At 36.7% G+C, this 26973-nt stretch carries 27 protein-coding genes; 12 read left to right on the top strand and 15 right to left on the bottom strand.

Annotation, left to right across the window (positions count from 1 at the left end; translation table 11 throughout):
- Positions 1-304: 304 nt before the first annotated feature.
- From Q5760_RS03060 to Q5760_RS03045, 4 genes are all read right to left on the bottom strand, one after another.
- A complete protein-coding gene (locus Q5760_RS03060; RefSeq protein ID WP_428910808.1) occupies positions 305-682 on the bottom strand; it encodes a VOC family protein in 378 nt (125 codons plus the stop codon).
- Between the two features lie 81 nt (positions 683-763).
- Positions 764-2035, bottom strand: coding sequence for an FtsW/RodA/SpoVE family cell cycle protein (locus Q5760_RS03055; RefSeq protein WP_428910807.1), 1272 nt, complete (start codon positions 2033-2035; stop codon positions 764-766).
- Between the two features lie 7 nt (positions 2036-2042).
- The gene (locus Q5760_RS03050; RefSeq protein WP_428910806.1) at positions 2043-2450 is read right to left on the bottom strand and encodes a PadR family transcriptional regulator; all 408 of its coding nucleotides are present in this window, start codon (positions 2448-2450) and stop codon (positions 2043-2045) included.
- A 5-nt stretch (positions 2451-2455) separates the two neighbouring features.
- Positions 2456-2989, bottom strand: a complete 534-nt coding sequence (locus Q5760_RS03045; RefSeq protein ID WP_428910805.1) for a sigma-70 family RNA polymerase sigma factor — start codon at positions 2987-2989, stop codon at positions 2456-2458.
- A gap of 284 nt (positions 2990-3273) precedes the next feature.
- Between Q5760_RS03045 and Q5760_RS03040 the strand changes: the two genes are divergently transcribed.
- The 5 genes from Q5760_RS03040 (at position 3274) to Q5760_RS03020 (ending at position 6130) form a co-directional block, all read left to right on the top strand.
- On the top strand, positions 3274-3735 hold the full coding sequence (locus Q5760_RS03040) for a hypothetical protein (RefSeq protein ID WP_428910804.1): 462 nt from the start codon (positions 3274-3276) through the stop codon (positions 3733-3735).
- 98 nt (positions 3736-3833) lie between these two features.
- Positions 3834-3962 carry a hypothetical protein gene (locus tag Q5760_RS03035; RefSeq protein ID WP_428910803.1) on the top strand — a complete coding sequence of 43 codons (129 nt, stop codon included), beginning with the start codon at positions 3834-3836 and terminating at the stop codon, positions 3960-3962.
- A 300-nt stretch (positions 3963-4262) separates the two neighbouring features.
- Positions 4263-4658 carry a VOC family protein gene (locus tag Q5760_RS03030; RefSeq protein ID WP_428910802.1) on the top strand — a complete coding sequence of 132 codons (396 nt, stop codon included), beginning with the start codon at positions 4263-4265 and terminating at the stop codon, positions 4656-4658.
- Positions 4659-4730: 72 nt separating this feature from the next.
- Complete coding sequence (locus tag Q5760_RS03025; RefSeq protein WP_428910801.1) at positions 4731-5105, top strand: nuclear transport factor 2 family protein; 375 nt, start codon at positions 4731-4733, stop codon at positions 5103-5105.
- Between the two features lie 140 nt (positions 5106-5245).
- Entirely contained in the window at positions 5246-6130 is an 885-nt protein-coding gene (locus Q5760_RS03020) for a 50S ribosomal protein L11 methyltransferase (protein ID WP_428910800.1), read from the top strand.
- Positions 6131-6257: 127 nt separating this feature from the next.
- Here the strand turns inward: Q5760_RS03020 and Q5760_RS03015 are convergent, their stop codons facing one another.
- From Q5760_RS03015 to Q5760_RS03005, 3 genes are all read right to left on the bottom strand, one after another.
- The gene (locus tag Q5760_RS03015) at positions 6258-7982 is read right to left on the bottom strand and encodes a glycine betaine ABC transporter substrate-binding protein (protein ID WP_428910799.1); all 1725 of its coding nucleotides are present in this window, start codon (positions 7980-7982) and stop codon (positions 6258-6260) included.
- Positions 7983-9191 (bottom strand): quaternary amine ABC transporter ATP-binding protein, encoded by a 1209-nt coding sequence (locus Q5760_RS03010; RefSeq protein ID WP_428910798.1) that lies wholly within the window; start codon positions 9189-9191, stop codon positions 7983-7985. It lies immediately after the preceding gene.
- Between the two features lie 260 nt (positions 9192-9451).
- Positions 9452-11734, bottom strand: coding sequence for an MMPL family transporter (locus Q5760_RS03005; protein ID WP_428910797.1), 2283 nt, complete (start codon positions 11732-11734; stop codon positions 9452-9454).
- Between the two features lie 313 nt (positions 11735-12047).
- On the opposite strand from Q5760_RS03005, the gene Q5760_RS03000 reads away from it, so the two are divergent.
- Positions 12048-12734 (top strand): TetR/AcrR family transcriptional regulator, encoded by a 687-nt coding sequence (locus Q5760_RS03000; RefSeq protein WP_428910796.1) that lies wholly within the window; start codon positions 12048-12050, stop codon positions 12732-12734.
- Between the two features lie 20 nt (positions 12735-12754).
- Here the strand turns inward: Q5760_RS03000 and Q5760_RS02995 are convergent, their stop codons facing one another.
- From Q5760_RS02995 to hisC, 3 genes are all read right to left on the bottom strand, one after another.
- Positions 12755-13609 carry an AraC family transcriptional regulator gene (locus tag Q5760_RS02995; RefSeq protein ID WP_428910795.1) on the bottom strand — a complete coding sequence of 285 codons (855 nt, stop codon included), beginning with the start codon at positions 13607-13609 and terminating at the stop codon, positions 12755-12757.
- Between the two features lie 162 nt (positions 13610-13771).
- Positions 13772-14350, bottom strand: a complete 579-nt coding sequence (locus Q5760_RS02990) for a DUF4256 domain-containing protein (protein WP_428910794.1) — start codon at positions 14348-14350, stop codon at positions 13772-13774.
- A 476-nt stretch (positions 14351-14826) separates the two neighbouring features.
- Entirely contained in the window at positions 14827-15921 is a 1095-nt protein-coding gene (gene hisC, locus Q5760_RS02985) for a histidinol-phosphate transaminase (protein ID WP_428910793.1), read from the bottom strand.
- A 495-nt stretch (positions 15922-16416) separates the two neighbouring features.
- Between hisC and Q5760_RS02980 the strand changes: the two genes are divergently transcribed.
- From Q5760_RS02980 to Q5760_RS02970, 3 genes are all read left to right on the top strand, one after another.
- Positions 16417-17364 carry a bile acid:sodium symporter family protein gene (locus Q5760_RS02980; RefSeq protein ID WP_428910792.1) on the top strand — a complete coding sequence of 316 codons (948 nt, stop codon included), beginning with the start codon at positions 16417-16419 and terminating at the stop codon, positions 17362-17364.
- Positions 17365-17542: 178 nt separating this feature from the next.
- Entirely contained in the window at positions 17543-17749 is a 207-nt protein-coding gene (locus tag Q5760_RS02975) for a hypothetical protein (RefSeq protein ID WP_428910791.1), read from the top strand.
- A complete protein-coding gene (locus tag Q5760_RS02970; protein ID WP_428912481.1) occupies positions 17737-17820 on the top strand; it encodes an SHOCT domain-containing protein in 84 nt (27 codons plus the stop codon). Before Q5760_RS02975 ends, Q5760_RS02970 begins: the two co-directional genes overlap by 13 nt.
- Before the next feature lie 78 nt (positions 17821-17898).
- On the opposite strand, the gene Q5760_RS02965 is transcribed toward Q5760_RS02970, so the two are convergent.
- Complete coding sequence (locus tag Q5760_RS02965; RefSeq protein WP_428910790.1) at positions 17899-19632, bottom strand: hypothetical protein; 1734 nt, start codon at positions 19630-19632, stop codon at positions 17899-17901.
- Between the two features lie 135 nt (positions 19633-19767).
- On the opposite strand from Q5760_RS02965, the gene Q5760_RS02960 reads away from it, so the two are divergent.
- Complete coding sequence (locus Q5760_RS02960; RefSeq protein WP_428910789.1) at positions 19768-21024, top strand: DNA cytosine methyltransferase; 1257 nt, start codon at positions 19768-19770, stop codon at positions 21022-21024.
- A 254-nt stretch (positions 21025-21278) separates the two neighbouring features.
- Positions 21279-21578, top strand: coding sequence for a hypothetical protein (locus Q5760_RS02955; protein WP_428910788.1), 300 nt, complete (start codon positions 21279-21281; stop codon positions 21576-21578).
- 101 nt (positions 21579-21679) lie between these two features.
- Here the strand turns inward: Q5760_RS02955 and Q5760_RS02950 are convergent, their stop codons facing one another.
- The 3 genes from Q5760_RS02950 to Q5760_RS02940 form a co-directional block, all read right to left on the bottom strand.
- The gene (locus Q5760_RS02950; RefSeq protein ID WP_428912480.1) at positions 21680-22105 is read right to left on the bottom strand and encodes a DUF4275 family protein; all 426 of its coding nucleotides are present in this window, start codon (positions 22103-22105) and stop codon (positions 21680-21682) included.
- Positions 22106-22203: 98 nt separating this feature from the next.
- The gene (locus Q5760_RS02945; RefSeq protein WP_428910787.1) at positions 22204-22863 is read right to left on the bottom strand and encodes a hypothetical protein; all 660 of its coding nucleotides are present in this window, start codon (positions 22861-22863) and stop codon (positions 22204-22206) included.
- A gap of 233 nt (positions 22864-23096) precedes the next feature.
- Entirely contained in the window at positions 23097-25028 is a 1932-nt protein-coding gene (locus Q5760_RS02940; protein ID WP_428910786.1) for an LTA synthase family protein, read from the bottom strand.
- A gap of 544 nt (positions 25029-25572) precedes the next feature.
- Here Q5760_RS02940 and Q5760_RS02935 point away from each other — a divergent pair.
- Positions 25573-25800, top strand: a complete 228-nt coding sequence (locus tag Q5760_RS02935; protein WP_428912479.1) for a SelT/SelW/SelH family (seleno)protein — start codon at positions 25573-25575, stop codon at positions 25798-25800.
- A 162-nt stretch (positions 25801-25962) separates the two neighbouring features.
- On the opposite strand, the gene Q5760_RS02930 is transcribed toward Q5760_RS02935, so the two are convergent.
- Positions 25963-26922 carry an ROK family glucokinase gene (locus Q5760_RS02930; protein ID WP_428910785.1) on the bottom strand — a complete coding sequence of 320 codons (960 nt, stop codon included), beginning with the start codon at positions 26920-26922 and terminating at the stop codon, positions 25963-25965.
- Between the last annotated feature and the right edge of the window lie 51 nt (positions 26923-26973).

The raw sequence follows: 26973 nt of genomic DNA, 5'->3' as shown, positions 1-26973 counted from the left end.
CTTAACTGTTTGCTACTTTCATTGTATCCTTCTTCTTTTTTATTTTAACATTAATTTCTAACCAGAATACTAAATGTTATTTAGGAATACTAACACTCTACAACCTCTTATCGAATAAGGACCTCGTTTGCTAAGTCATTTTCTTCGTTTCTAGATTTTCGAATGGAATTGGTTCCCTTTTATTTTAAGCCGATCAAAAAGAGCCTAACGTTTATCGTCAGACTCTCTAATTAATTTCACTTTTAGAAACTGAAGAATAGTTCTTCTTGAGCTTCAGCCAGAAACAGGAGAACCGTCCCTATGTTCACCTTTTTTCCATAACCGCAAAGTAGTTATTTTCACTGTCTGCAAAATTAAATACTCTTCCTGAAGGCATATTTACTATCTCTCCGACAGTAACGTCTTTGTTTATTAAATTACTATGCAATTGTTCGAATTGATCTGTGAAAAACATTAAAGAAGGTGTACCAAGATTTAATTCAGGTGACATTTTAGCGACCACTTCTTTATTGTGTAGAATGATACTTGTCTCAGCATCCTTTGTTGGAGCAATTTCAATCCATCTCATTCCCTGTTCATTGACTTCTGCAATGACACTAAAGCCTACTTTTTCAGTCCAAAATTTCACTGTCTCATCTTGATTGTTTACATACAACATAATTTGACCTACTATATTAATCAAAATTTCCACCTCTTCTTTAGAATTACATAAACAGTTTCTTTTATATTTTTATCTAACAAAGTTCCTTTACGTATTCGAAATTTAGCTAAAACGACTTGAAATTAAATCTTTCCGACGATAGACACTCAAAACAGAGCCAATTATAAAGGCATTGAACAGGGTTGGCATGAGTCCATAGCTGATAAAAGGTAGGGATATAGAGGTAATCGGCAATAGTCCCAATACCATTCCAATATTATATATAAACTGAACTCCGAAAAGAGTGATTCCTCCAACCAACAGTAATTTCCCATAATGATCATTTACTTTATAGGATATGACGACCATTCTTATTACAATAAAGGATAGGATGAGGAAAAGAAGAATTGCAAACCCATATCCATAACTGTGAATCAAAGAAGCAAACACTAAGTCTGTATGAGCGGATGGAATAAACTCTTTATTTCCGGATATACCGAACCAACCTGCCTCTGAAATAATCTCTTTTAATCGCAAATAGATATAACCCGCACCATTTTCATCATTTTCTGGGTTTAAAAATCCCAATATTCTAGCCAACTGATATTCTTTAATAGAAGTTCGAAATAAAAGTCCTACGATAACAGCCATACAAATGGTTACAACGGTCATCATCAGGGCCTTCTTCCTTCCTATTTTACTCCACCAAAGCATAATAAATACCATTATCATGTAAATAAACGTTGTGGAAAGGGAAGGGATCCAGAGAAATAAATATAATGAAAATATAAATAAAAGTCCAAAATGCCATATTTTCAATGCAGCCTTATTGAAAAAGGACGTCCAAGCAATAAAAAAGAAGGGTACAGCCATAAAACTGTCGATCATAAGGGGACCAATTTGAATAAACGGTTGTCCATTAATGAAAATATTTGGAATAAAAATTAACATGAAGAGAATCATTACTCCGATTGTATAAAACAACCATCCTAGCTTCTCTAATTTTCGATAATCGATCAGCATCATTCCCATTACCGTTGCGGCACCAAGAATGACAAAAACGATTTTATTCATTAAAAAAGGACCATCATTGGCATAACCAAGCGCAAAGATAGGGAGGAAGCTCAACGCTAGCGTCACTCCTAATAAAATCACCATGAACCAATCGATTCTCGTCCGATGAAGTTTATTTAATTCATGACCAATTTGAATAGGATTCCCCAGTTGCTTAACGGCTTTTTCTTCTGCATCAAATTCATTAAATCCTTTCTCCATCCATCTATTTTTAGATCTTTTCAAATGGTATTCGAGTTCACTTGAAACAAATTTCTTTGCTTCCTTTGACCGAATTTGGTTCAATACTTCACTTAAAAAGGTATCCTTGTCTTTTCCCAACACCAGTTCACTCCTGTATTAATTCTTTTATCAAAAATTGTTTTTTTACCGAACTGTTTTCCATCTTTCGTAAAACTTTTGTCCCTTTTGGACAGATTTGATAATATTTCGTTTCTGATTGATCCCAATTTGATTGGATAAACCCATTCTGCTCTAATCGGTGTAAGACTATATATAAAAGACCTTCGTTATCTTCAAACTTTCGAATTCCCCTTGCCCGTAATAATTCTACTAATTCATATCCTGTCTTTTCTTGAATAAGAAGTTGTAATAATGCTAAAAGAATATCTTCCTCATGTTCATTGGATTGCTTTATTTTTTCATAAACTTGCAGGCGATGCTTCTTTGAAAAGGTTAGCTGTTTAAACGTTGTTTTCTCCATCGATTTTCGAAGCCCTTTTAATCGATCTTCCATTTGATTTATCCCTCCCATTCTTCCTTTAACAGTTCCTTAGCTCTTCTAAGCCTTGTTTTTACCGTATTTACCTTTACTTCTATAACCGCAGCAATCTCTTTAATTGGCATTTCTTCAAAATAAAAAAGATAGATCACTTCTCGATATTTGATTGGCAAATTCATAACGACAGAAGCTAACCTGTGATCTTCATCCTGCTGAATCACCGTATATTCTACACTATCTTGTGGAACCCCAGTATACGAGTATTCATGGTCGGTTATGATGACCTTTTGGTTATACCAGCTTTTCAAATAGTCTTTACAATGATTAATCGCCACTCTCCAAACCCATGTTCTAAGTTTGGATTTTCCTTTATATGTATGAATAGATTTATAACATTTGACAAAGATATCTTGTGCTAAGTCTTCAGCGATTTCTTTATTTTTGACATATGAGTATGCCAGCTGCAATACTTCTTGTCCATACTTGTTCATAATTTCATCTATAAGTTCTTCTTTATCTTCCATTTCAAAAACCTCTGCTGTTAATTCATCCACATTCGCTCCTCCTTTCTATTTATTAGACGAGCCACTTTATAAAAAAGTTTTTAAATTCAATAAGGTTACATTTCAATAATAAAGTCATTATATATGAGAAGAAATTATATTATTTGTATCGCTAGTAAAACTAATGATTCAACTCTACTAGGAATAATAAATGATGAAGGAGACTATGCTTTATTCCTATTTAACTAGAATCAAATTGAATTACATGATTCGTTAACATTTTTTCTGAGATTTTGGACATCCTCTTAATATGTAATCACTAAGGAGGAAAAACGATGACGAAAGAAAATCCAGATCACCCAGAAGTTAGGAATTTTGAAGTTGAAAATTTGCTTAGTGACCACCCCATGCATAAGAGGCACGAATTCTCTTTTACGGTTGATGAAAATGAATTTAGAGGTCATTTTCACGATGGTGAAATTAAATGGATGCATCCATATCCACAACAAGTTTTAGGTGAGGAAAAAAAAGCAAAAATTGAAAACAAAATCTGTGAATTGTTGGGACAACATGGGATTTCCGGTTCGATTGATGATATGGAAATGAAGCAAGTGTTTGAAGACAGACCACACGAGCGCCGCCAGGTCACACTTACGGTACAAGGTCACGAGTTCAAAGGATTTGTTCACGAAGGTGAAATTCATTGGTTTCATCCTCATCCACAACAAAAGCTTAATGAAGAGCATGTAGAAGCGATTGAAACAGAGATTCATGAAAAAGGAGAGGACCTTTCCTAAAGAGCTTCAAGACAACATACAAAGATTGTCATTATTATTATTGCCTTTTAAAAAGGTCACTTACCTGAGTAATGGGAGCGCCTTTTCTCATCACTATCATGACTATTATGCGATTTATTGGGAGATTTTTCCCTAGAATGGATCCGATGGCAAAGACCATTGTTTTAGCCTATTTATATGTTATTGCAGGATTTAGAGCATTGCATGGGGAATATTCTAATTTGTAGATAAAAATAAATGCTCAATTTAAAGGCTACCTAAAGGCGCTATTAAAACACTAAGGCACTTAGCTACTAAGTGCTTTTTTTATTACGAAGGATTATACCAAAAGATACGGTTAAAACAGACAAAGTGAGCAAAATCATAAAGTAAAGAAACCTTTTGGGAGTAAAAATTCATAAATTGGAAAAACTTTTTAGGTCTATGAATTGCCACTGCCACTAGTAATTTAATTTTGGTAATCACTATGCCAGGCAAATTGCCTATTAGTGAAAATACAAATTGCTTAATCCTTAGGAGGGGAAATAATGGGTCGAATAGTACATTTTGAAATTCATGTTGAGCATATGGAAAGGGCAAAAAGGTTTTATGGTGAGGTATTTGGTTGGACATTTGAGGACTGGAGTGAATATGCAGGTATGCCATATTTCGGAGCGGTGACTGGTACAGACAAGGAACCTGGTATTAATGGAGCATTGATGCAGCGTCAAAGTCCGCCTCCAGAACCAAACCAGGCTTTAAATGGCTATGCATGTACACTGGGAGTTGAAGATTACGATTCTATTGAAGCTAAAATTCTAGAGCTTGGTGGAAAGGTAGCATTGCCAAAATATGCCCTTCCAGGAATGGCATGGCAAGGATATTACACGGATACGGAAGGAAATATATTTGGTATTCATCAACCAGATAAAAATGCAAAATAGATCGGTATGGCATTCGAAGCAATCTATACGCAAATAAATTTACATCACACTTTAAAGAAAGGTTGATTGGCAATGACTGAATCTCCAAAAGAGAAGGCATTTTCATTTTTACAACTAGTTGCATCAGGTAAAGTAAGGGAAGCATTCGATAAATACATTGGCTCTGATTTTCTTCATCATAATCCCTATTTCCGCGGAGATACTGACTCTCTAAGGCTTGCAATGGAGGAGAATGCCGAAAAGAATCCTCACAAAACCCTTGATGTAAAACGCGTCATTGCAGATGGTGACTTAGTTGCCGTTCACTCCCATGTAAAGCAGAATAAAGATGATCTTGGGGGAGCAGTGGTCCATATCTTTCGCTTCCATAATGACCTCATCGTTGAAATGTGGGATATAGGGCAGCCCATACCAGAGAAATCTCCTAATGGGAATGGTACGTTTTGAAACATAGGGACGGTTCTGGCGTTTCATTTAAATGAGAATTGTATTTTGATTTAGGATTAATGTTATCCTACTGTTAGCATTACTGGAATACCGGTAATGTTCTTTCTTTTTTAAAAAAGTAGTCTTAAGGGTGATAAACGATGTTACATGAATTTACAGTAAAAATGCCTCTCTCAAACGTGGACGAGGCCATGGAAAAACTTACGATGAATGACTTCTATAATTTGTATTATGATCAACCCATAGAACAATTCCCAGAAGAAAACGGTTATGGCTTTACCGAGCTCCAAGATACCCACATTGAACTGAAGGTGATCGTAGAAGCAGGCAATGATCTAAATATTGAAGGAACCAAAAAGGAAGTTGCCTCTATTTTAGATATACCATTAGAAGATGTTCTTTATCAGTTGCTTGACGTTCAAGATTGGCAACAACCTTTTCCCGTTATTGATTTAAAAAATGGGTGGTTTATCCAACCTACTTTATCCACTGAATCGATTAGTGAAGGGAATGTGATTCACTTTGAGCCACCCAGAGCGTTTGGTTCTGGACTGCATCAAACGACTCAAGATTGCCTTCAGATCATTTTAAGCGAGGATTTGAGTGGCAAAAGAATCTTGGATATTGGGACAGGCGCTGGTTTATTAAGTATCGCGGCTGCTCTTTCAGGTGCAGAACAAATTGTAGCAACTGACATTGAAGATGTCGAAACAGAAGTTCTGTATAATGCTCGTTTAAATGATGTAGAAGACAAGATTACCGTGATCCAAGGTGATGCATTAAGTCCAAGCTTCTCTTTAGAGGGGGTCTTCGATTGGATCTTTATCAATATCGCTGCAAATGAAATCAGAGATTTAAAAGGCTTTGTGAACCAGTATCTTCTCCATAATGGCAAGCTAATCTTATCTGGTATGGTGGAATGGAATTATAAAGAAACGTTAGATCTTTATGAAAAACAAGGTTATTCTGTGCTTGATGTATCTCAGCTAGATGAATGGATAACGGCGTTGGTTAGAAAAGGATAGCAACCAAGCGTATAGCCTGAAACAGGGGAACAATTATTTTTGTTCTCCTAATTTTTATATGGAAAAAAGAGACAATTCTGGCGTTTCATAGATCATATCTATGAAACAGCAGAACCGTCCCCTTGTTTCACTTCAAGTCTTCAATTGAATGAATGTTGACATATTCTGGAACGACTAGTCCATTTTTTGTTCCACGAAGGTTTTCTCCTAGGTCAATAAAGTCGTTTTTGTAGGTATTATAAAATTCAACATGTGTCGTTGGGAGCCAGGCTCCGACCATTCCGTCAGCACTTCCGTTAGCCACACCAGCAAACATAGGTCCTACTTCAACTTGACTTAATGTCACATTATAACCATGATGTTCAAGAACCTGACCTACTACATAGGTACTGGCTATCTCTGTATCCCAAGCAACAAATACAAGATTGATCGGTTCACCGTTTCCTGAAGGTGCGCCATCTGTCCATTTAGAAACCTTGTCACCATTTGCTTGAATCCATTTATCAGCTGCTTTGCTCGGGTCCATTCCTTCTGTAATATCGACCATCACAGCCTCCATATCACTTGGTTCCCATGAAAATTGATCAAGGATTTTATAAGCACCAGGCACATCCTGTTCAAGCCCTTTTCTAACAATGGTATGGATACTCTCAGAACCACCAAATGTCCCTTTTGGATCATCAAGATATTTCAAATCAAATGAAGAGAACATCCAATGTGGAGACCAGCCTGTGACAATAATCGGTTTTTGACTCATATAAGCTTTTTGTAATTCAGCAACCATAGCAGCAGAGGAACCTTCGATTAATGTCCAATCATTTAACTCATATTCTTCTAATACTTTATTGGTCATTCCCATTAAACCTGCTCCAGGCTCAATTCCCACAATTTCATAATCTGTTTTAGCGCCAATCCCGCTACCACTTACAGGACCTTTATCTTCTGGAATGGATACGACAATCGCTGTTATCACAACAAGTAACGCTAAAATAGAAAAAATAATTCTAGGCTTCACTACATGACTATAGGCTGGTTTACGTAAGTTTTGCGTGATACGGTCAAGAATAATGGCGATGAAAACAATGGATAATCCCGCTTCAAAGCCTTGTCCAACGTCAATTTGACTAACTGCACGGTAAACGTCAGCCCCAAGTCCGGGTGCCCCAACCAATGACGCCGTCACAACCATTGATAAAGCAAGCATAATACTTTGGTTAATCCCTGCCATAATGGTTGGAGTCGCCAAAGGCAATTGAACCTTGAATAATTTTTGACTTGTAGTTGCACCAAAAGCATGGGTCGCCTCAATTAGATCTTTAGGCACTTTTTGAATACCAAGGTTCGTCATACGAATCGTTGGTGCAATCGCGAAAATGAAAGAAGCAATAATTCCTGGGACAACCCCAATCCCAAAAAATAAAATCGATGGTATTAAATACACAAAAGCAGGCATCGTCTGCATGAAGTCTAAAATAGGGGTCACGATATTTTGGACTGTTTTTCTTTGCGCACACCATATTCCCAATGGTACCCCAATAACGATTGTTAGTAATCCTGATAATAGAACAATGGCAAGGGTTTGAATACTTGATTCCCAATACCCAAGATTATCAATCAAGAGTAAACTAATTAATGTAAAAACTCCTAATGGCCATCTGCTTGTATAAGTAACTAAAAGCGTTAAAACGATAATTAAGACGATAGGTGGACCTACACTTAGTACGTCTACGATCAGATCTAATAGTCCATCGATTACATTGGTAATAAAAGTGAAAAGTCCTGCCCAAGCCACGGTTAACCAAACGACAAAAGAATCTACCCATTCTCCTAGAGGAATTTTAGGAATACCCATTTAATTGGTCACCTCCACATCATTCAAAGAATCTTTATTTCCTGCTAGTGCCCCAATAACGGCCCCACGTATCACAATACCTTTTAGTCGATTTTCCCCATCGACCACCGATATCGGCAAATTGGAAGTGGCAATCTCATCCATTAAATCGACAAGTAACGTATCCTCTGTTACCTTTGGAATATCCGTTGTCATCGCATCAGCAATTGTTTGATTTTGATCAATAGCTTGTCGAGCTTGCTCAGCAGTTAGGGCTCCTAGCAATTTATTTTTACGATCTACGATAAATATGCTGGAGTAGCCTTGATTTCTCATGATTTCCAACGCAACCCTTGGACCGCGATCAATTCCAATTTTTTCTCCTCGTTTCATCACATGTGAGGCAGTAATAACCTTAGATAAATCTACATCCTCAACAAACTTCTCAACAAATTCATTTGCGGGATTAATCATAATTTCTTCTGGGGTCCCAAGTTGGATAACACTGCCATCTTTCATCAGGGCAATCCGATCCCCGATTCGTAGTGCCTCATCTAAATCATGGGTGATAAAAATAATTGTTTTTTTGTATTGTTCTTGGATCCCAATTAATTCGTCTTGCATATCTTTACGAATTAAAGGGTCAAGGGCACTAAAGGCTTCGTCCATTAAAATAATATCAGTATCACTTGCTAAGGCTCTTGCAAGACCCACCCTTTGCTGCATTCCACCGCTCAATTGCGATGGGTATTGATGCTCGTAACCTTTTAACCCGACCGCTTCTAAAGCCTGCATCGCTTTTTCACGTCGCTCATCCTTATCGAATTTTTTAACTTCGAGACCAAATTCTGCATTTTCTAAGATCGTTTTATGAGGAAAAAGGGCAAAGTTTTGAAACACCATACTAATTCTTTTTTGTCTCGTTTCTCGTAATCTTGCGGCATTCATCTTAACGATATCTTCATTCTTTATGAGGATTTCGCCAATCGTAGGATCGATCAACCGGTTAAACATCCGAATTAGAGTGGACTTCCCACTCCCAGACAAACCCATAATAACAAAAATTTCACCAGGATAAATTTTAAAACTTACATTATTAACTCCAACTGTGAGTCCTGTTTCCTTCAAGATTTCCTTCTTTGATTTCCCCTGTTTTAATAAATCAATGGCCGCTTTCGGAGATTTTCCAAAAATCTTCGAGACATTCCTAACCTCTACGTATGGTTCCATCAAATATCACCTCATTGGTTAATTGTCTATGCTCGTATAGTTCCCTATTTCGAAACAGATATGAAGTCAATCTATGAAATATAAGGACGGATCTCCTCTTACCCTAATTTTTCCAGTTCATTTTAAAGTGACCAATTCACGAGATCATTTTGTTCTATAACCTGCTCTTTTTTGGTAAAAAAACCGGTTCATCCTTCAACTTTTCTAAAGCACAAATAAGAGGCTGTTAAATACAGCCTCTTATCATTGTTAAACAAGGATTAAACTCCTTCGACTTTTTCTATTTTACGTTTCGTGTTTTTCCTGAAGGGGAGCCACCAGTTTAAATCACCTAGTAGCTTCATCGATGCAGGTACTAAAATAAACCTTACAATGGTTGCATCGATGAATATGGCAACAGCCATTCCAAAGCCAAGCGTTTGAATAGGAAGAATTCCAGACAAAGCAAATCCTCCAAATACAGAAATCATTAACAAGGCAGCACCGGAAATCAACGGAGCTGTTGCACTCAAACCAATTGCAACGCTTTCTGTATTATTTTTACCATTTAAATACTCTTCCTTCACTCGATTGAGGACAAATACTTCATAATCCGTACTTAAGCCAAATAATAAGGCTAACAATAAAACAGGTACAAAGTTTTGAATGTATCCATTGGCCTCAATATTGAGTAACTGGGCGCCATTCCCTTGTGCAACCACAAAAACCAATACTCCATAAGTTGCGCCGACAGAAAGTAAATTCATGAGAATTGCTTTTAATGGAAGAAAAACGCTTTTAAAGGTAATAAACAAAATGATATAAATCATCATTAACATAACAAGTAAAACAGGAATGATACTATTTTCAATCACTGTATTAGCTTCATGCCCCTCTAATGTTTGTCCTCCAACATACACTTTGACACCTTCGGGAGGATTTGAATTTTTGATCATGTCATCTTTGATTTTATTAACCATTGCAAGACTCTCATCACTAGCTGCATACACACTTGTACCAACATCGATGATGGTCGTATCCTTCGCTTCATTTACATAACGATGAATCACAAGCTGATGTTCTTCAGGCAATTTGTCTAATCCCATAGAGAGGATTCTCCTGATTTCTTCTGAGTTCTGATTTTGAAAAACATCCAACAAGGAATAGACATTCGTTAGATGATCTAATTGTTGAAATTCCTGCGTCAGATTTGAGATATATTCTAAATCTTCAGTCTCTAAAATATTTCCGTCTTCTGCATGAATAACGACGGATATGGAATTGGTTGCTCCTACACCGAATGAATCTTCCATGATCTGAATCCCTTGTCTTACTGGGGATTCACTTGGCAAAACTCGTTCATCAGGTGTAAAAGTTGCCAGATCCTTAGCAGGGAGGGCTAATAGGAGCAGGACTCCCACGACAAGGATTATAGAGATAACAGGTCTTTTCATGACTGCATGCGTCCACTTATACCACCTTGAATCTACTTCCTCTCTTGGCTGCCGGATGAAAGGTACTTTTAACGCATTAATTCTATCCCCTAATAAAAGCAGAACAACAGGAAGCAGGGTCATACTGGTTAGAACAGCCATAAATACAACGAGGATGGCACCAAATGCAATCGATTTAATGGCTGATAATTCAACTATAAACAGTGCTGCCATCGCCGCCATGATGGTGATACCGGAAAATAACACGGTATGACCAGCAGTCTTCATGGTTTGAACGACGGCTTCTTTCTTATTCGCTCGCTTCAATAATTCCAGTTTAAACCGATGGATCATAATAAGTGAGTAGTCGATCCCAACACCAAGCCCTAGCATGATGACCGCATTATTAACAAATACAGATAACTCAAATTCCTGTGCCGTAAAATAGATGATTCCCATACTAGATGCAACCGAAACAATCGTTACAAGTAAGGCCGCAATGGTAGAGACAAAACTTCTAAAAATCACCAACAAAACCATAAAGATTAATGGTAATACAAGCAGTTCCGCCTGAGCTAACCCTTTTTGACTATATACCGCCACATCTCCCCAGAATGCAGGGGCTCCTATTAAATAAGCAGTGATCCCAATCTCTTCGCCCTTTTCCATTATTCGCTCTTGGATTTCAGGTAAAATATTGACTGCTTTACCTTCGTCCATCTTTAATCCAACAAATCCCACAGTGGTATAATGATCATTACCTTTCATCGTTCCCCTAACTTCCTTAGGGGCTTCTATCCAGGAGTAGACCGTTTCGATTTCGTCTTGATTTTTTATGTAATCGACTAGTTCTTTTAATTGATGACGATATTTTTCTGAACCCACTTTATATTCTTCATCTTGAACGATTAGCGTCAGGCTGGTACTTCCCCTTCCAACAAATCCTTCAGATGTTAGTTCCCTAGCGCTTTTCGATTCACCACCATCGACTTCCCAGCCTCCACCACTTAGCAAGGCAGGAAGCTTACCTCCAACTGAACCTCCAACTAAGACCATTAAGAGGAAAAACAAAATAATGAACCATCTAGATTTATACAAGAATGAAATCCACTTCTCACCAAAAGGATTCATGTATTCAACTCCCTATCTATTAAACTACATTCACCGTTTACCCCTTCTCTTTTGTAGCTTTTTTCACTCATTTAAATGGACCTTAAATACGTAACTCATTGCTTAAATCTACTATTTACGAAACACTTCTTAACCTTTCTCCACACCCCCTTTTTCAATAGATCGTTGATTAATTAACAACATGTTGTTTATAATTTCATTATAAATACCGTGCAGATGTATTCAATGAGCAAGATTCCTAGTTTTGTATGTTAAGCGACAACTGCACCAAAAATTGTCGCATATTTCACATCATTTAAAAGGTTGTGGAGAAATGGCCAAGAAAACGGATTTACGTGTATTGAAGACAAAAAAACTCATAAAAGATGCATTGATAACACTAATAGAAGAAAAGGGATTTGAAACGATCACCATTCAAAAAATTGCTGATGAGGCTATGATGAATCGAGCCACTTTTTATTTGCATTACCAAGATAAATATGACTTACTCCAACAAGTAACCAGCACCTATTTAAATGAATTAATGGATGCCATCAATATACCCTGTCATCTAAAAAAAGGTGAAGTTGATGTTAACCGATTTAAAATCACATTAAGTAAAGTAATCGAGCACATTGATCAGAACCGAAATTTTTATCGTGTCATGCTAGGTCCAAACGGAATTCCTAATTTTACGGAACGGGTTGAAAGTCTATTAGCAGATAAGTTTAAAAGCTCTTTCATTTCTATTTATGGGGAATTAAATCAACTCCAAGTTCCTGCTGATTTAATTCTCAGTTTTATTATCTCTGCGTATATTGGGGTCATCAAATGGTGGCTAAGCTCTGGCAGTCAGTATTCTACGGATTTTATAATGGAACAGCTCGCAAATCTCATCACGCAAGGACCCATGAATGCTATGGGATATAAAAATGGTTTTAAAAGAGGTAGACCAATAGGGGGAAGGAAATTAAAAAGAGAGGAACCGTTTTTGATCCCTCTACAAACTGTTCAACGCTAGGTACACGTTACATGTATTTCTTATTTTACTGCCAGCCAAATTTCATTTAATGCATTTGGATGATAGACGTCAGAATCGATATAAGCCTCAATGGAGGGAAGCTCAGCTATTTCATATCCATTGGAAGGAATCCATTCCGAATAGATTTGTTTCCACGCACTGACCATTGCCGTTGGTGCAGACCCGCGTACTTCAAAAACGATCCATTTAGATGGAGGAAATTCATAGCTTGATAAGCCTGATGGCACCTCTCCAGCATGTTCAACTGCAATCCAATAATCAATCGAATCTTTTTCTGGATTGTAATTGTCAGTCATTCCTAATACACCTTTTATTTCTCCATTGATATGTGGTACAAGCTTTTCGACCGTTCCATTTGCATTCACTTCATTCCAAAGTTCCGGAATTTCCTGACTTTTCGAGTCCCCACATGAACACTCTCGTTTTACCCCGATTACTTGGAAACCATCTCTTTCAATAATTTGATAGTTCATCGGTTCTGCTCCTTTCAATGTCACTTTTATCGTGATTCGGTTATACGACTGCAGCTTTCCAGCCCCTTTTCGTGCTTCACTCGGACTCATCCCATGTTGTTTGCGAAAAGCCTTTGAAAAAGCTTCGGGAGTTTCATAGCCATATTTGTATGCAATGTCGATAATTTTGCTTTCTGTACTGGTTAACTCTCGTGCTGCCAATGTTAATCGGCGACGACGAAGATAATCTCCAACTGATAGATCGGTCATAATCATAAAGGTACGCTGAAAATGATACGGTGATACATTTGCATGTTGGGATATATCCTCAATCGAAATTTGTTCTAGTAAATGTTCTTCCATGTAGTCAATTGCCTTTTGTAGAGATTCAACCAATGCCACTATGACTCCCCCCTAATCAAATAATAAAGAATTCATGAGCATCATTCCTGTTAATATGTGCTCTGTGTGGACAGGAATTTATATTTTCAATTATGTATGAACTTATTAAAGAGGTGACAGGCACCTTCCAATTTTTGGAAGGTGCCTGTCACCTCTTGCAGTCTATACTCTTAACGATCCTCGGAAACCTCTGGCACTATAATAGGAGTCTGCTCCATTGTGATACACGAAGACATGATCGTAACGACGATCACAGAACAGAGCACCACCGAGTTTTCTTATATCGGAGGGTGTTTGTACCCAGCTAGACGATTTTCTATCGAACTCACCTAGTTTCTGCAACTCACGATATTGTTCTTCTGTTAATAATTCAATCCCCATGGCTGTTGCCATATCCATGACGCTCGTTTCCGGTTTATGTTTCTTCCTTGACTCTAGCGCTTCACGGTCGTAACAAACGCTTCTGCGACCTTTTGGGGTTTCTGCTGAACAATCATAAAAAATATATTCTTCCTTCTCTGGATCATAGCCCACTACATCCGGTTCACCGCCAGTACGTTCCATCTCATTGAGTGACCACAGTTTGGCAGGATTTGCTTCTAGCTTTTCTAGAACTTTTGACCACTCCACTTCTTGATGACGGTCCATGTGTTTCTCAAAACGTTCTTTTAATGTATGTAGTAACTCCTCTTGATTTTCTAACGATAACTCATTTTTACTGTTATGTTCTCCCTTTGTCACGTTATTTCCTCCATACTGTAAATTACTTTTAATAAGCCCATTGTAAATCATTAAAAAACACTGGTATCCCCTTTAGTATTCTCACTAATCACTAATATTAGCAGATATTTACTGTTAAGTCTAAAAACACAAGAGTAGATCCATAGTAGAGTCACAGCAGACCGTCCACGTGTTTTCACCTTGGTGTGAAGTTCTCAAGGACTTTTTTCTCTTGGTTTCTTCCAAAAAGGTTCTTGAAAGAGACTCTAAAAACGGACTTTTTCTCTTGGTTTTCGTACAAAAATTCCTTAAGAAAATATCGAAGTAGTTCAGTGTTTATGGAGAAATCTATAAAATATCATATTAATTATGATATTAACGTACAAAATATCCATAAAAAGTTGAATCGTATCATTCGGGATTGAATCATAGTTATACCACACGTGTTCCTAAACCCACTCTATCCACGTCGTACGCTACCTATTTTTATCCTATTTTTAATTTTCAAGAACTTTTCTCAAGACTTCAATAAACTTCTGATTTTGCTCTGGTGTTCCTACGGTTACTCTGAAATGATTCGGATATCCAAAACTTGTACAAGGGCGGACAATGATTCCTTGTTTCATTAAATCTTGATACAAAGGTTCAATCTCTTTTCCTGTATCCACTAATAGAAAGTTTGCATAAGACTCAATCGTTGAAAAGCCCAACTTTTCTAATTCGTCACTTAAATAATCAAGACCCTTGCGATTTTCCGTTAAAATAAAATCTCGGTACTCCGGATCTTCTAATGAAGCAATCGCAGCAGCGTCAGACATTCTTGTGACTGGAAATGGTTCACGAACAGCCAAAATTGGCTTTAACAATTCCTTCGATGCAAAAGCAAATCCAACCCTTGCCGCTGCTAGACCATATAGTTTTGAGAATGTATGTACAGAAATGATATTATAGCCCTCTTTTACATACTGCACTCCCATTTTGTAGTTCTCAATCGAAATGAACTCCGCATATGCTTCATCTAATACGAGAATGACATGATCTGGTACCTTTTTTATAAAGCTTTCTAATTCATCCGAATCCACGACTGTACCCGTTGGATTATTTGGATTACACACATAAACTAATTTCGTCTTCTCATTGATTTTTTCTAAAATACCGTCCAAATCAAATTGATATTGGTCATTTAACGGGATTTCAATCGGTACGCCACCCATTAGCAATGTCGTTGATTTATATACAGAAAAGGTTGGAGAACAGAAGATCACTTCATCTCCTGGATTTAAAAAAGCTTGACTAATTAATAGAAGAATATTATCGGCCCCGTTTGAGACGACAATTTGTTCAGAGTCAATTCCATATTCCATGCCAAGTTTTTCTCTTAATTCTCTGTTTGATGGTTCCGGGTATAGTTGATTCATGCTAGCTGCTTCTTGAGCTGCAGCGATTGCCTTTGGTGAAGGACCATATGGATTTTCATTTGAGGCTAATTTGATAATTTCTGTTAATCCAAGTTCTTTTTGAACATCTTCTATTGGTTTTCCAGGTACATAAGGGGTTAATTTTTTTACGTTTTGATTCCATAAATGTTCCATTCTTGATAACTCCTTCTCATATTAGTTGTATATCGAATAGCACCCATACATGATCATGCCTATCTGTATCACGTTCACTCATTCTTTAATATGCTCTTTTTTCTCTAATAGATTTAACAGAAAAAGCAGCTTTTCTCTTTATTAAAAAGTAAAAACGGTCGGAACGATTAATCCAACCAACGATGCTATATTGGCTCCACCTAAGGCATTCGCAATCATTTCCTCATTCTTATATGAATATACTTTTCTCTTCTCTACCAAATTAACATTTTACCTATTTAATAAACTAAAGTATTATGAGAATAATTTACCAATTTTAACGATTTTGTCAAGAGAATTACTCACAAACACTAGAGAGGTCATTCATTAGTGTCCTTTCTAAAAACACAAAAGTACACCCCCTGTAAAAAAAGTGTTGAATAATACCTTTTTTGCAGTATAATGAATTTTATATTATTTTTATACTATTTTATCTATTTATTTAGGGGGAGAAAAATGAGAGCTTTAGAGAAAGCTAGTACGTTTGCGGGCAATACGTTTGCCTATTGGGTCATCCTTTTTGCCGCTTTGGCCTTATTATTTCCAGGAGGATTTACTTGGATTGGTTCTTATATAAGTTTATTACTAGGAATTATAATGTTCGGAATGGGAATGACTCTTTCTGCATCAGATTTCAAAGAAGTATTCAGTCATCCGAAAAAAGTGCTAATTGGGGTTATAGCTCAATTTACGATCATGCCTCTTTTAGCATTCGGCTTAGCGAAACTTCTCGGATTACCACCTGAAATTGCTGTTGGGGTCATTCTTGTTGGTTCATGCCCGGGAGGAACTTCTTCGAACGTCATGACCTTTTTAGCAAGAGGAAATACGGCTTTATCCGTTACGATTACATCTTGTACAACCCTTTTAGCCCCATTATTAACTCCTGCTATTACCCTTATGTTGGCAAGTCAATGGCTTCCGGTTTCAGCTGGAGCAATGTTTAAATCGGTTGTGACTATTGTTCTTTTACCAATCATTTTAGGATTAATTGCAAAGACTTTATTCAGCAAAACAGTTGAAAAAAGTGCAAAAGCACTACCTTTAGTATCTGTAATTGGGATTGTAGGAATTGTTGCAGCAGTTGTAAGTGGCAGTAAAGAGAAAATCCTTGAAAGTGGATTGCTTATTTTAGCGGTTGTTATCTTACACAATGCTCTAGGCTATTTAATTGGATTCTTTGCAGCAAAATTATTCAAGTTGGAATATGCAGACCAAAAAGCAGTATCCATTGAAGTCGGAATGCAAAACTCTGGCCTCGCAACAGCACTTGCAGTCGCACATTTTTCACCATTAGCTGCTGTACCAGGAGCCATCTTCAGTGTTTGGCATAATGTATCAGGTTCTTTCCTAGCAAATTATTGGGGAAAAAAAGCAAAAAAATTAGAAGAACAAAAAGAATAGAAAGCACAAGCGACAGGCACCTTCCATAAAATGGAAGGTGCCTGTCACCTGTTAAATTCTACCACCCCATAAATTGTCCATATAATCCCCATAATATCTTGATAAGTTCTTAACATTTTCTTTTTATAATGGAGATGTAAATGAGAAATGTAGTTTTAAGAAATGATGAGATAAAGGGATGATAAGAATGATGCATGGTTTTGGAATGTTGAATGGATTTGGTTCAATGGGTGGATTTGGTACGGTTGGAATTATCTTCTCCGTTTTACAATTACTGTTTTGGGTAGCTATTATCTATCTCATATATAAAGTGATCAAAAATCTAAACGTTAAGGATATCGCAAAAAACCTTCCCAAGACAGGGATAATAGCATCCAGATCTTAAAAGAGCGCTATGCTAGAGGGGAAATTAGCGAAGAAGAATATAAGCAAATGAAAGATGTTCTAGTTGATTAATGCATGCTTACCTATAAGAAAAAGGGTCTGACCCCCCACTGCGTTAATCCTTTAGCAGAATGGGAGTCAGGCCCCTTTTTAATGAAAGGGATCTAACTGGTATTCTGAAGTTAATTTAATGGAGGACCATCCATGCTGGTGTCCTTTACTGAATTTTACTCGCAAACTAATGGATTCGGAGTCATTACTCCATGTTAACGTATTTTGAATAGCAGATGGCGTCTTCGTATATACCCTTACTTCACTATCAATGGATGAATGCTCCTTGCAAAAGCTTATGTTTTCATTATAAATGGTAATAGCCATCATGGCTTTCCCTAGAAGATTTTCAAGCCCTTGTCTTAATTGTTCTTGTGTTGCCTGTTCAAGGGGTCCACCTATTGCTTCAGCAAGCCGTTCTAAACTCTCTGTATGATTGATTTCCTCTTTTATAAATGCAGCCTTAACCTCATTAACGTCAGAATTTAAATCATAATCTATATTAAAATAAGTTGGTCCAAGTATCGTACCAATGCCCGGGTTCTTTGTCGTAATTTTAGCATTCTTTTTAGCGATCGCTTTTAACGATATATTTTCTGCAACATAATCATCATGGACTCTAATAATGAGTTGAAGATCCCCTGTATCCAGTTTGTCGTTTAGATAACTATCAGGAACTAATTCAATGCTTTCAATTTGATAGGTCTGATATTTTTCATCTAACTTTTCTCGAATTACGGGAACGATCGTTGCGGTTGAAGAATATAAGTTTTCTAGTATTTTAGGTTTTACCAATGAATAATACTTCCTTAATAAATGGGCACATTCGTCAGCGTCAACTTGCGAAATCCTAGGATATTCCTTCAAAAAATAATAATAGGTAAGGGCTTCATGACATTTGCCAATCGCATTACTACTATTCTTAGTATCAGTATATTCATGATGATGAAGTAAATCGTGCATTTTTTGAATGGTACCCTTATTGATATCATCCATTTCAGATTCATCCGGAAAGCGATCGTAGCTGACAGCCAATTTAATAGATGAAGTGGTTCCACTTTCAAACTTAAATCGCAGTGTTAAAGCAACCTCACCAAATTTAATCCCTACTGTATTTTTGCCTGACTTATATAAACGAATATCATGAAACTGAGGAGTACCTGGATTAAATTGCTCTACAACTATGTCGTCTTCACTTCTACCATAACTTGTAATCAGATTAATGTCCTCTGTCATAAATAGAATATTAAACGCATGAAAAAAACCATTATTTTTATCATTGTAAAAATCTCTTAGTAAAAGAAAGCACCATTCACGTAAACGATATAAAAATTTATCCCTTGAAGGATTTATTTCCGGCGTAAACTTTTTAAAGGTACTCGATACGAGTTTTTTCAGTTCGGTTTTATTCGTGACATCGTGTGTGCCCACCCCAATGGTCACTAATTCCTTTAAAAATTCCAAGTAATTTTTTTCAAATTCTTTATTAAACATTTCCTGTAATCGTTCAGAAAGGAAATATTTAGAAAAAAAGCTTTTTGCTCCTAAGTTTTTGGGCTGTATTTTCCCACCTTTTTTAATCGAAAAAAGATTTATCGTAACGGGTTTTCCATCATCCAAAAATAAAGTAAGGTCTTTGTACTGATCTGGATTTGGATGATCGAATTTTGAAGAGACTGATTTTATATTTGGGTAGAGAGATTCTATAAAATGAACGGTTCTTATGACCGTAATTGGAAACTGGTTGATTTTTTGCCCATTGAATGATTTCAGTAGTGCCTCATAAACCAACTTAACATGTTGATCTCCTATAAGCCTCGGATTTTTTCTCACTCTATCACCTCTACTTCTTTCCTTTATCATAACCTAAAATGGACTGTTAATAATTGGTTCTAAGATAAAAAGCTGGCCAGTTGAGTCATTCGGTGATAAAATAATCTTATGATTTTAACTAGGGAGGTATCATTGGTGAAGTTAAACGAAAGAGGAAGAGCTAAATACCGACCTGTAGATAGTAACCCAGAGGAAGTGAAACAACTCTTACTAGAAAAAATTGCCGAAGAGGAAGAGTTGATTAGGGAGCTTGGATCTGATGAGGAAATACCTGAACTTGACTATCGTGAGGATAAAATAAATGTTATAAGCTTATTTTCAGGCTGTGGTGGACTAGACCTAGGCGTTGAATTGGCTGGACTTTCTGCCATGATCGGGGAAGAAAAAGCTCTTGAAGTATTTAAAGATAGAGATTTATTCAATGATTATAGAGAGAAAAGTATTTTTCACACAGTCTATGCAAATGATCTTTTTAAAGAAGCGAATGAATCCTATCGATTAAATTTTCCTAGAGTATTCCAACAGGAATTAGATATTCGAAAGGTTAAGAGTTTCCCAAAAGCCGATTTAGTTCTAGGAGGTTTTCCTTGTCCTGGATTTAGTGAAGCGGGTCCCCGTTTAATTGATGATGAGAGAAACTTCTTATATATCCACTTTATCCGTTGTCTTATGCAAGCAAAACCTTTTGCATTTGTTGCTGAAAATGTAAAAGGGATGCTGACATTAGGAAAAGGTGAAGTAATCAATCAAATTGTCCAAGATTTTACTTCTGCAGGCTACCATGTAAAATTTAAATTAGTAAATTCGCGTGACTATGGAGTGCCCCAATTACGGGAGCGTGTCTTTATCATCGGAATTCGTGATGATCTAAACTTTGATTATGAGTTTCCTGAACCTACACATGGTGAAGACCAAGATCAATACCCTTATGTAACGTTAAAAGAAGCCATTGGAGATCTGGAGTCAAATCCGGGTGATTGGTTTGAAGGCGGCTTTTCTCCTATTTACTTATCTCGTAATCGAAAAAAGGATTGGAATGACCAGAGCTTTACGATTCAAGCATCTGGCAGACAAGCACCCTTGCACCCTAGTGGACCACCAATGGTTAAATTAGAAAAAGACAAATGGGAGCTTCCTGACGACCCATCCTTACATCGTCGATTGTCTGTAAAAGAAATTGCTCGGATTCAAACATTCCCAGATTGGTTCCAGTTTTCAGATGGTGGAAATATGAGCGTTCAAAAAAATAATCGATTAAATAAAGTTTATAAACAAATTGGAAATGCGGTTCCTGTCCTGTTGGCAAAAGCCATGGCGATGCCTCTTGCAGAATGGGCTAAAAACCATATTGATCAAGCTAAACAAAATCATGAACAGCCCGTTTTAAAATGATCATGTAAACCTTACCTTTTATGGTAAGGTTTTTTATTGTTCTTAGGCTCTTATTCCATTTAATGAACGACACACCGTTCAAATTTCAAGAAACCTACGTTGCCATAAAAGCTAACGATCTAAAACTGGATGATCTGGTCACCAACCAATTGGATGATTACAAAAGCTTTTTTCTGCATTATCATAATAGTCAGATATTATTAGTTATAATTAAATCAATGTAACTAGAACAATACTAAGGAGGATTTCATCTAATGAGCAAACGCGAAACGATGCAAATGGTTTCTGACATGACAGATTTGTATTTTGGTTATACGGTAGAAGCAACAACCTATTTTGAAAGCTATGAAAAGGTCTTTAACTGGCTTTATTTATCAGAGGATAATCCTCATCGTACCCTGGATCCAATAGAATTAATAAAAATAATGTCTTCTATTACGATCGAAGATATGCAAGAGCTAGAGGCAGATACCCCGCTAGAATATATGGTGAAGGTCGATGATCACACCTTCATTACACCAAAAGGGATCGGATATTTGCGCATCACAAAATAATAAAGGGATTAGACCCCCACTTCGTTAATACTTTAACAAAAAGGGGTCAAATCCTTTTTCTCTTTTTCTAGAAGTCTCTCAAAACTTACAATATCATTTTATTAAGAGGACATTCTTTTCCGACAAAAATAGGGTCCAAACCAACCTGTTTCATGGGTTCTAACATATGTCCAATTAAATTCCTTATCCACGACATATACGTCTTCTTCGTTGAGAAAGTCGTCGGCAGCAAGTCCTGTAGCATTTTCAAGTATGAACGCTTCATCGGAATGTTGGTAAAATACATAACAGGATTTTTTTGATTCGTTATTGAAGGCTAGATCCGCCTTTTCTTTTTGCAAATACTCTCTTTTTTCATAGCTAAATACGTGCCATAAAAAACCATCTAGATAAATAGATTTCTTTTCATGAAGATCGAGATGATTGGCAAAGTGGTCTTCCCATTTTTTTCTTAAATAGGTTCCCCATTTAGGGATTTCCGTTACTTTTACTTTTTTATTTGCAAGGAGAGAAATCAAATCGACCATTTGGTTCAACAAAACACCCGCTTTCTACAAAGTGTAAATGATTGGGTCTTAAATACAATAAATAACGTTTAAACGATTCATTATATACATTATGCTACTTATAATTTCCTCGTCTTCCCCCCAGACTTAATAATGATATTTACACCTGTTGCACTGCCCTGTTGAACATGATTCTCTATATTAGAAACATCGATATCCGTCTCAATTTTCACGGTATTACTTTCATGACCATTCAATCTCACTTTATAAGGTCCATTGGTGTTCATGAGTGCAACCATTTGTATATCATGTTCAAAAAAGTATTCTTCATAAAATTCAATGGTGAATCTAACCTCATCATTACTATAATTTATAAGAGGTACCGCACATTCCCCATGCAATGTTTTGTCATCAATCATATTGAATTCGCAATTACTTAAATGACGTTCATAGGAAACAGCATATATACCTGTTGCAAAGGTTTTTTGGTAAGAACTGATAATGATAGATGGCGCAAAAATAGCGACCATAATAGCAAGTAAAACAGCACGACCATGATAGTTATTTATCGATTTCGTAAGGAAGTATAAACTAGCAATTAATAAAGCTAATGAAATCATTCCCACATAATGCAATCCATTAACCGACCTAATGGGAATATTAAATACAGATACAATGGTTTCACCAAAAGAATGATTATGCGGAAACGGCAAATTTAAGACAAGTGAAGCCACAAAAAGAAAAAGGGAGAGATATAATAACTTTTTACTTTTTATCAAAAAAACACATCCATCTATGCGTTATCTGTGATTGGTTTACTATTTATCTACGAACCTTAAATCGTTTTGGCCTCAATTATTTTAATTAATTTGATTTTCCCCTTTAAGATATTTAACTTTTGGAACAAGCCCAATTAGATTTTCAATTCGCAATTCGTATAATAAAAAAATCCCCCCAACGAGTACGTAGAGTTGGGAGGTTACCTAAAATATATAAAGTATGCTCTAAATTATTATTCTTCGGGCTTGTTGTAGTTAAATTGCGAACGATCAACAGGTGTAAACCCTTCAGGAGTATAAAAGCGGAGTAAATCTCCATTCACAACCCGATCAGAAAGTTGCAATTTATACTCTACTATTTCCTGGTATTTTTTTGCCTCATCTAGTTGGTCTTCTGATAACAGTAAACCTGTCTGAGAATCATAGAATTTCCCATCCACATAGGTTATCGTAGGGCTGACAAAATCACCGTTTCGGAATGGAACCACTTCATCATGATCTGCAGAAAATAAATCTGTGCCAAAATGGATATAGTCTTTTGTTTCGATCCCTAATAAGTGAAGAAGGGTAGGTAGAATATCGATTTGACCACTATATTCATGATTTACTCCACCTTCGATTCCTGGCACCCGAATGAACAAAGGTACACGCTGTAACTCAGCCTTACTTACAAATGGTGTGACTTCTTTACCTAAAACCTCTTCCATCGCTGCATTATGATTTTGTGAAATCCCGTAATGATCCCCATACATAATGATCATGGACCGATCATATAAACCAGATTCCTTTAAGTAAGTAAAAAATTGTTCCAACGCTTCATCTGCATAACGAGCGGTTTGGAAATAGTTGTTTACAGATTTACTACTCGTTGTATGGGGAGCAATCGTTGCCTCCTCCTGATTCATGGAGTACGGATAATGGTGCGTTACCGTAATAAATTTGGAATAGAAAGGTTCAGGCAATGATTCTAATAATGGAATCGATTGCTCATAGAACGGTTTATCCATAAGACCATAGTCTACTAGTTGTTCAGGATTCATGTCATAGTAACTAGAATCGAAGAAGTGATTATATCCAAATGATTTATAGATTTCATTTCGGTTCCAGAACGTTCCTGTATTCGGATGGAACACTGCTGATGTATATCCAAGCGGTCCTAAAATAGCTGGTGCTGCTTGGTATGTGTTTAACCCTTTCATCGTAAAAGCAGAGCCTTGTGGCATTCCGTATAAAGAGTTCGATAGGATAAACTCAGCATCCGCCGTTTTTCCCTGTGCCGTCTGATGGAAAAAGTTATCGAAATACACCGTATTCTCTTCTCTTGTTAACGAGTTTAAAAATGGTGTGACTTCTTCCCCATGTAACTCGTAATCAATGAGAAATTCTTGTATCGATTCAAGGTGCACTAAAATCACATTCATACCTTTAGCAGCTCCAAAATATTCTGGATTCGGCTCCGCATAGTTAGATTGAGTATAGTTAACGACTTCCGTGATTTCACTTCCATCTGCCAAAGCCCGTTGAGCCGAAGCTTTTGTACTTTGAACCGCATCATAGACGGTGTAGTTGTACATCCCTAAATACTTCACAATATAATTTCGATCAAAACCTCTTGTGAGTAACTGAGGGCGGTCTGATTCCGCTAAAGCCAAGTTAAAACCTGAAATCCCCAGACCCATTATTAATAACGCCAGTACGTTTCGAGGCTTCATGCCTTTTACATCAATTTTAACAAATTTAAATACAAGCAAACCAATTAACACAATGAGATCCACAAAAAATAAAAAGTCGTAGGGTCTTAAAAGAGTCGATACACTCCCACTTACGTCTCCAAAGTTTTGCGTCTGGAAAATGGTTGGCAATGTTAAGAAATCATTAAAAAAACGATAATACAATACATTGGCATATAAAAGAAAGGTCATAAAGAAATAAATAAAAAGCAACGAAATATATTTCTTTCTTCCGTTTAAAAAGCCAGCAAGTCCCAATAAAATGATTGCAGGACCTAAAGGATTTAAAAATAGGAGAAACTCTTGAAGGGAGTTGTCTACTCCTAATTGAAACTGCGTTACTTGAACAAAATATGTTTTTAGCCATAAAAAAATAACTGCCATTAAGAAAAAAACGGCATATTTACTCTGTGCCTTTTGAAAAACCTTATTCATAAATACCTCCACCCCAATTGTGGCATAATCAATCTGATTATCACTCTATCAAAGTATTATTTATATATTCATTCGTAGATGTTTCCATAGATTTGTAATATTCAGGAAAATAGACCCATTAAAATTTCCTCATAAAAAGGTTTATGGTCGTCCCATTGAGATTCCACATTGAAACACCTAATTTTCACTCTTACCTCATGCGTTTTGCTTGTCGGCTTTTCTTACATCAAAATCCCCTTAATAAATCCTTAACAAAAACTTAATAGAAAAAGTGTATCATGACTAGCCACAAAAATGAACCATTATGAAGACTTTTTAATAAATCCATTGGGATATGATCGTTAAAAACAAGGACAAACGGGGTTTTTTGGACAAAATAAGCAAATATGTTGAGGAGTAAAAGAAGTCTTTGTACACTAAAAGTAAAGGATAAGTACGGTAAAAAACATATACAAACAAAGCAGACCTCATCACCTATCAAACCACTATGGAACAAGGAGGACTTTTCGTGAGTAAAAAGCCAATTTCCATTGAATTTTGCACAATGTGAAATTACTATCCTAAAGCCGCCCGTGTGGCGGAAGAATTATTAAACCATTTCAAGGGGAGTATTTCTGAATTCACCTTGATCCCTTCAAGCGGAGGAGTTTTTGAAGTAATGGTGGATGGAAAACTTATCTTTTCCAAGAAACAGCTAGACCGTTTTCCTGAATATGAGGAAATCAGTAGAATCGTGAAGGATCTACAACTTTTAACACCATCTTCCGTTTAATTTAGAAACAGCAACTATGTTGAATACGAAAAAGCTCGTTTAATTAAAGGTTTGAGCGAGCTTTTTCATTTATCTTTTTTTAGAATACAGTACATTTGATTAATCACGATCATAATCGCATATTATGATCTTTTCGTGCTTACCTTTACTTCTAACAAATCGTTAGATGTAGTTTGCCTTTACTAACCAAGCAGCTCCAATGACTCCTGCATCATTTCCTAACTGGGCCAATTTCAATTTCGTACTTGTCTTTACTGGTGGAAATGCATATTGAAGAAAATATTTTTCTACATTTTCCCGAAGAATTTCTCCAGCTGCTGATACGCCTCCACCAATTACAATCGATTCAGGATTTAGAATACTCGCCATATTAGCACAAGCCACCCCTAGATAAATTGAAAATTGATCTACGACCTTAAGTGCTAATGGATCTCCTTGTTTCGCTAGATCAAACACGATCTTAGCCGTCACTTCTTTTCCATCGTCCACTAACCTCTTTATTTCTGATTCCTCCGAATCGGATTTAGAAAAATCGAGTGCTAAACGAACAACACCTGTTGCACTTGCCACCGTTTCCAAACAGCCACGATTGCCGCAAGTACATAAATAACCATTTGGATCTACATTAATATGACCTAATTCTCCTGCTGCTCCTGCTCCATGAATTAAGTTTCCTTCAACAATCACACCGCCGCCAACACCTGTACCAAGCGTCACGAAAATAACATTGTCTTCCCCTTCTCCGGCACCTTTCCATCGTTCTCCTAAGGCGGCAACATTGGCATCATTATCAATAAAAAAGGGTAGTCCTGTAGCTGCTTCGATCTGATCTTTTACTGGCTGCATCGTTTTCCAGCCTAGATTATAAGCACCGATGACCGTCCCTTTTTTAGAGTCAACAGCTCCAGGAGAGCCCATACCAATCCCCAAAACATCATTGGATGACAGACCATATACGTTTAGATTCTGAAGGATGGATTCAATTATGTTAGGAATAATATTTTTCCCATCATTCGTAACATCTGTTTTTATACTCCACTTTTGTTGAATCTCGCCTTCTAAAGTCAAAATCGCAAATTTGGCGGTTGTCCCACCTAAATCAATACCAAGTAATCTTTTCACCGTTTTCCCACCTTTTCTGAAATCAACTCTATCAACGCACAGTTTTTCAAT

The organism is Niallia sp. Kr1 (genome assembly GCF_050389805.1).
Taxonomy (GTDB): Bacteria; Bacillota; Bacilli; order Bacillales; family Cytobacillaceae; genus Bacillus_BD.
This window is presented reverse-complemented; position numbering and strand designations above follow the sequence as displayed.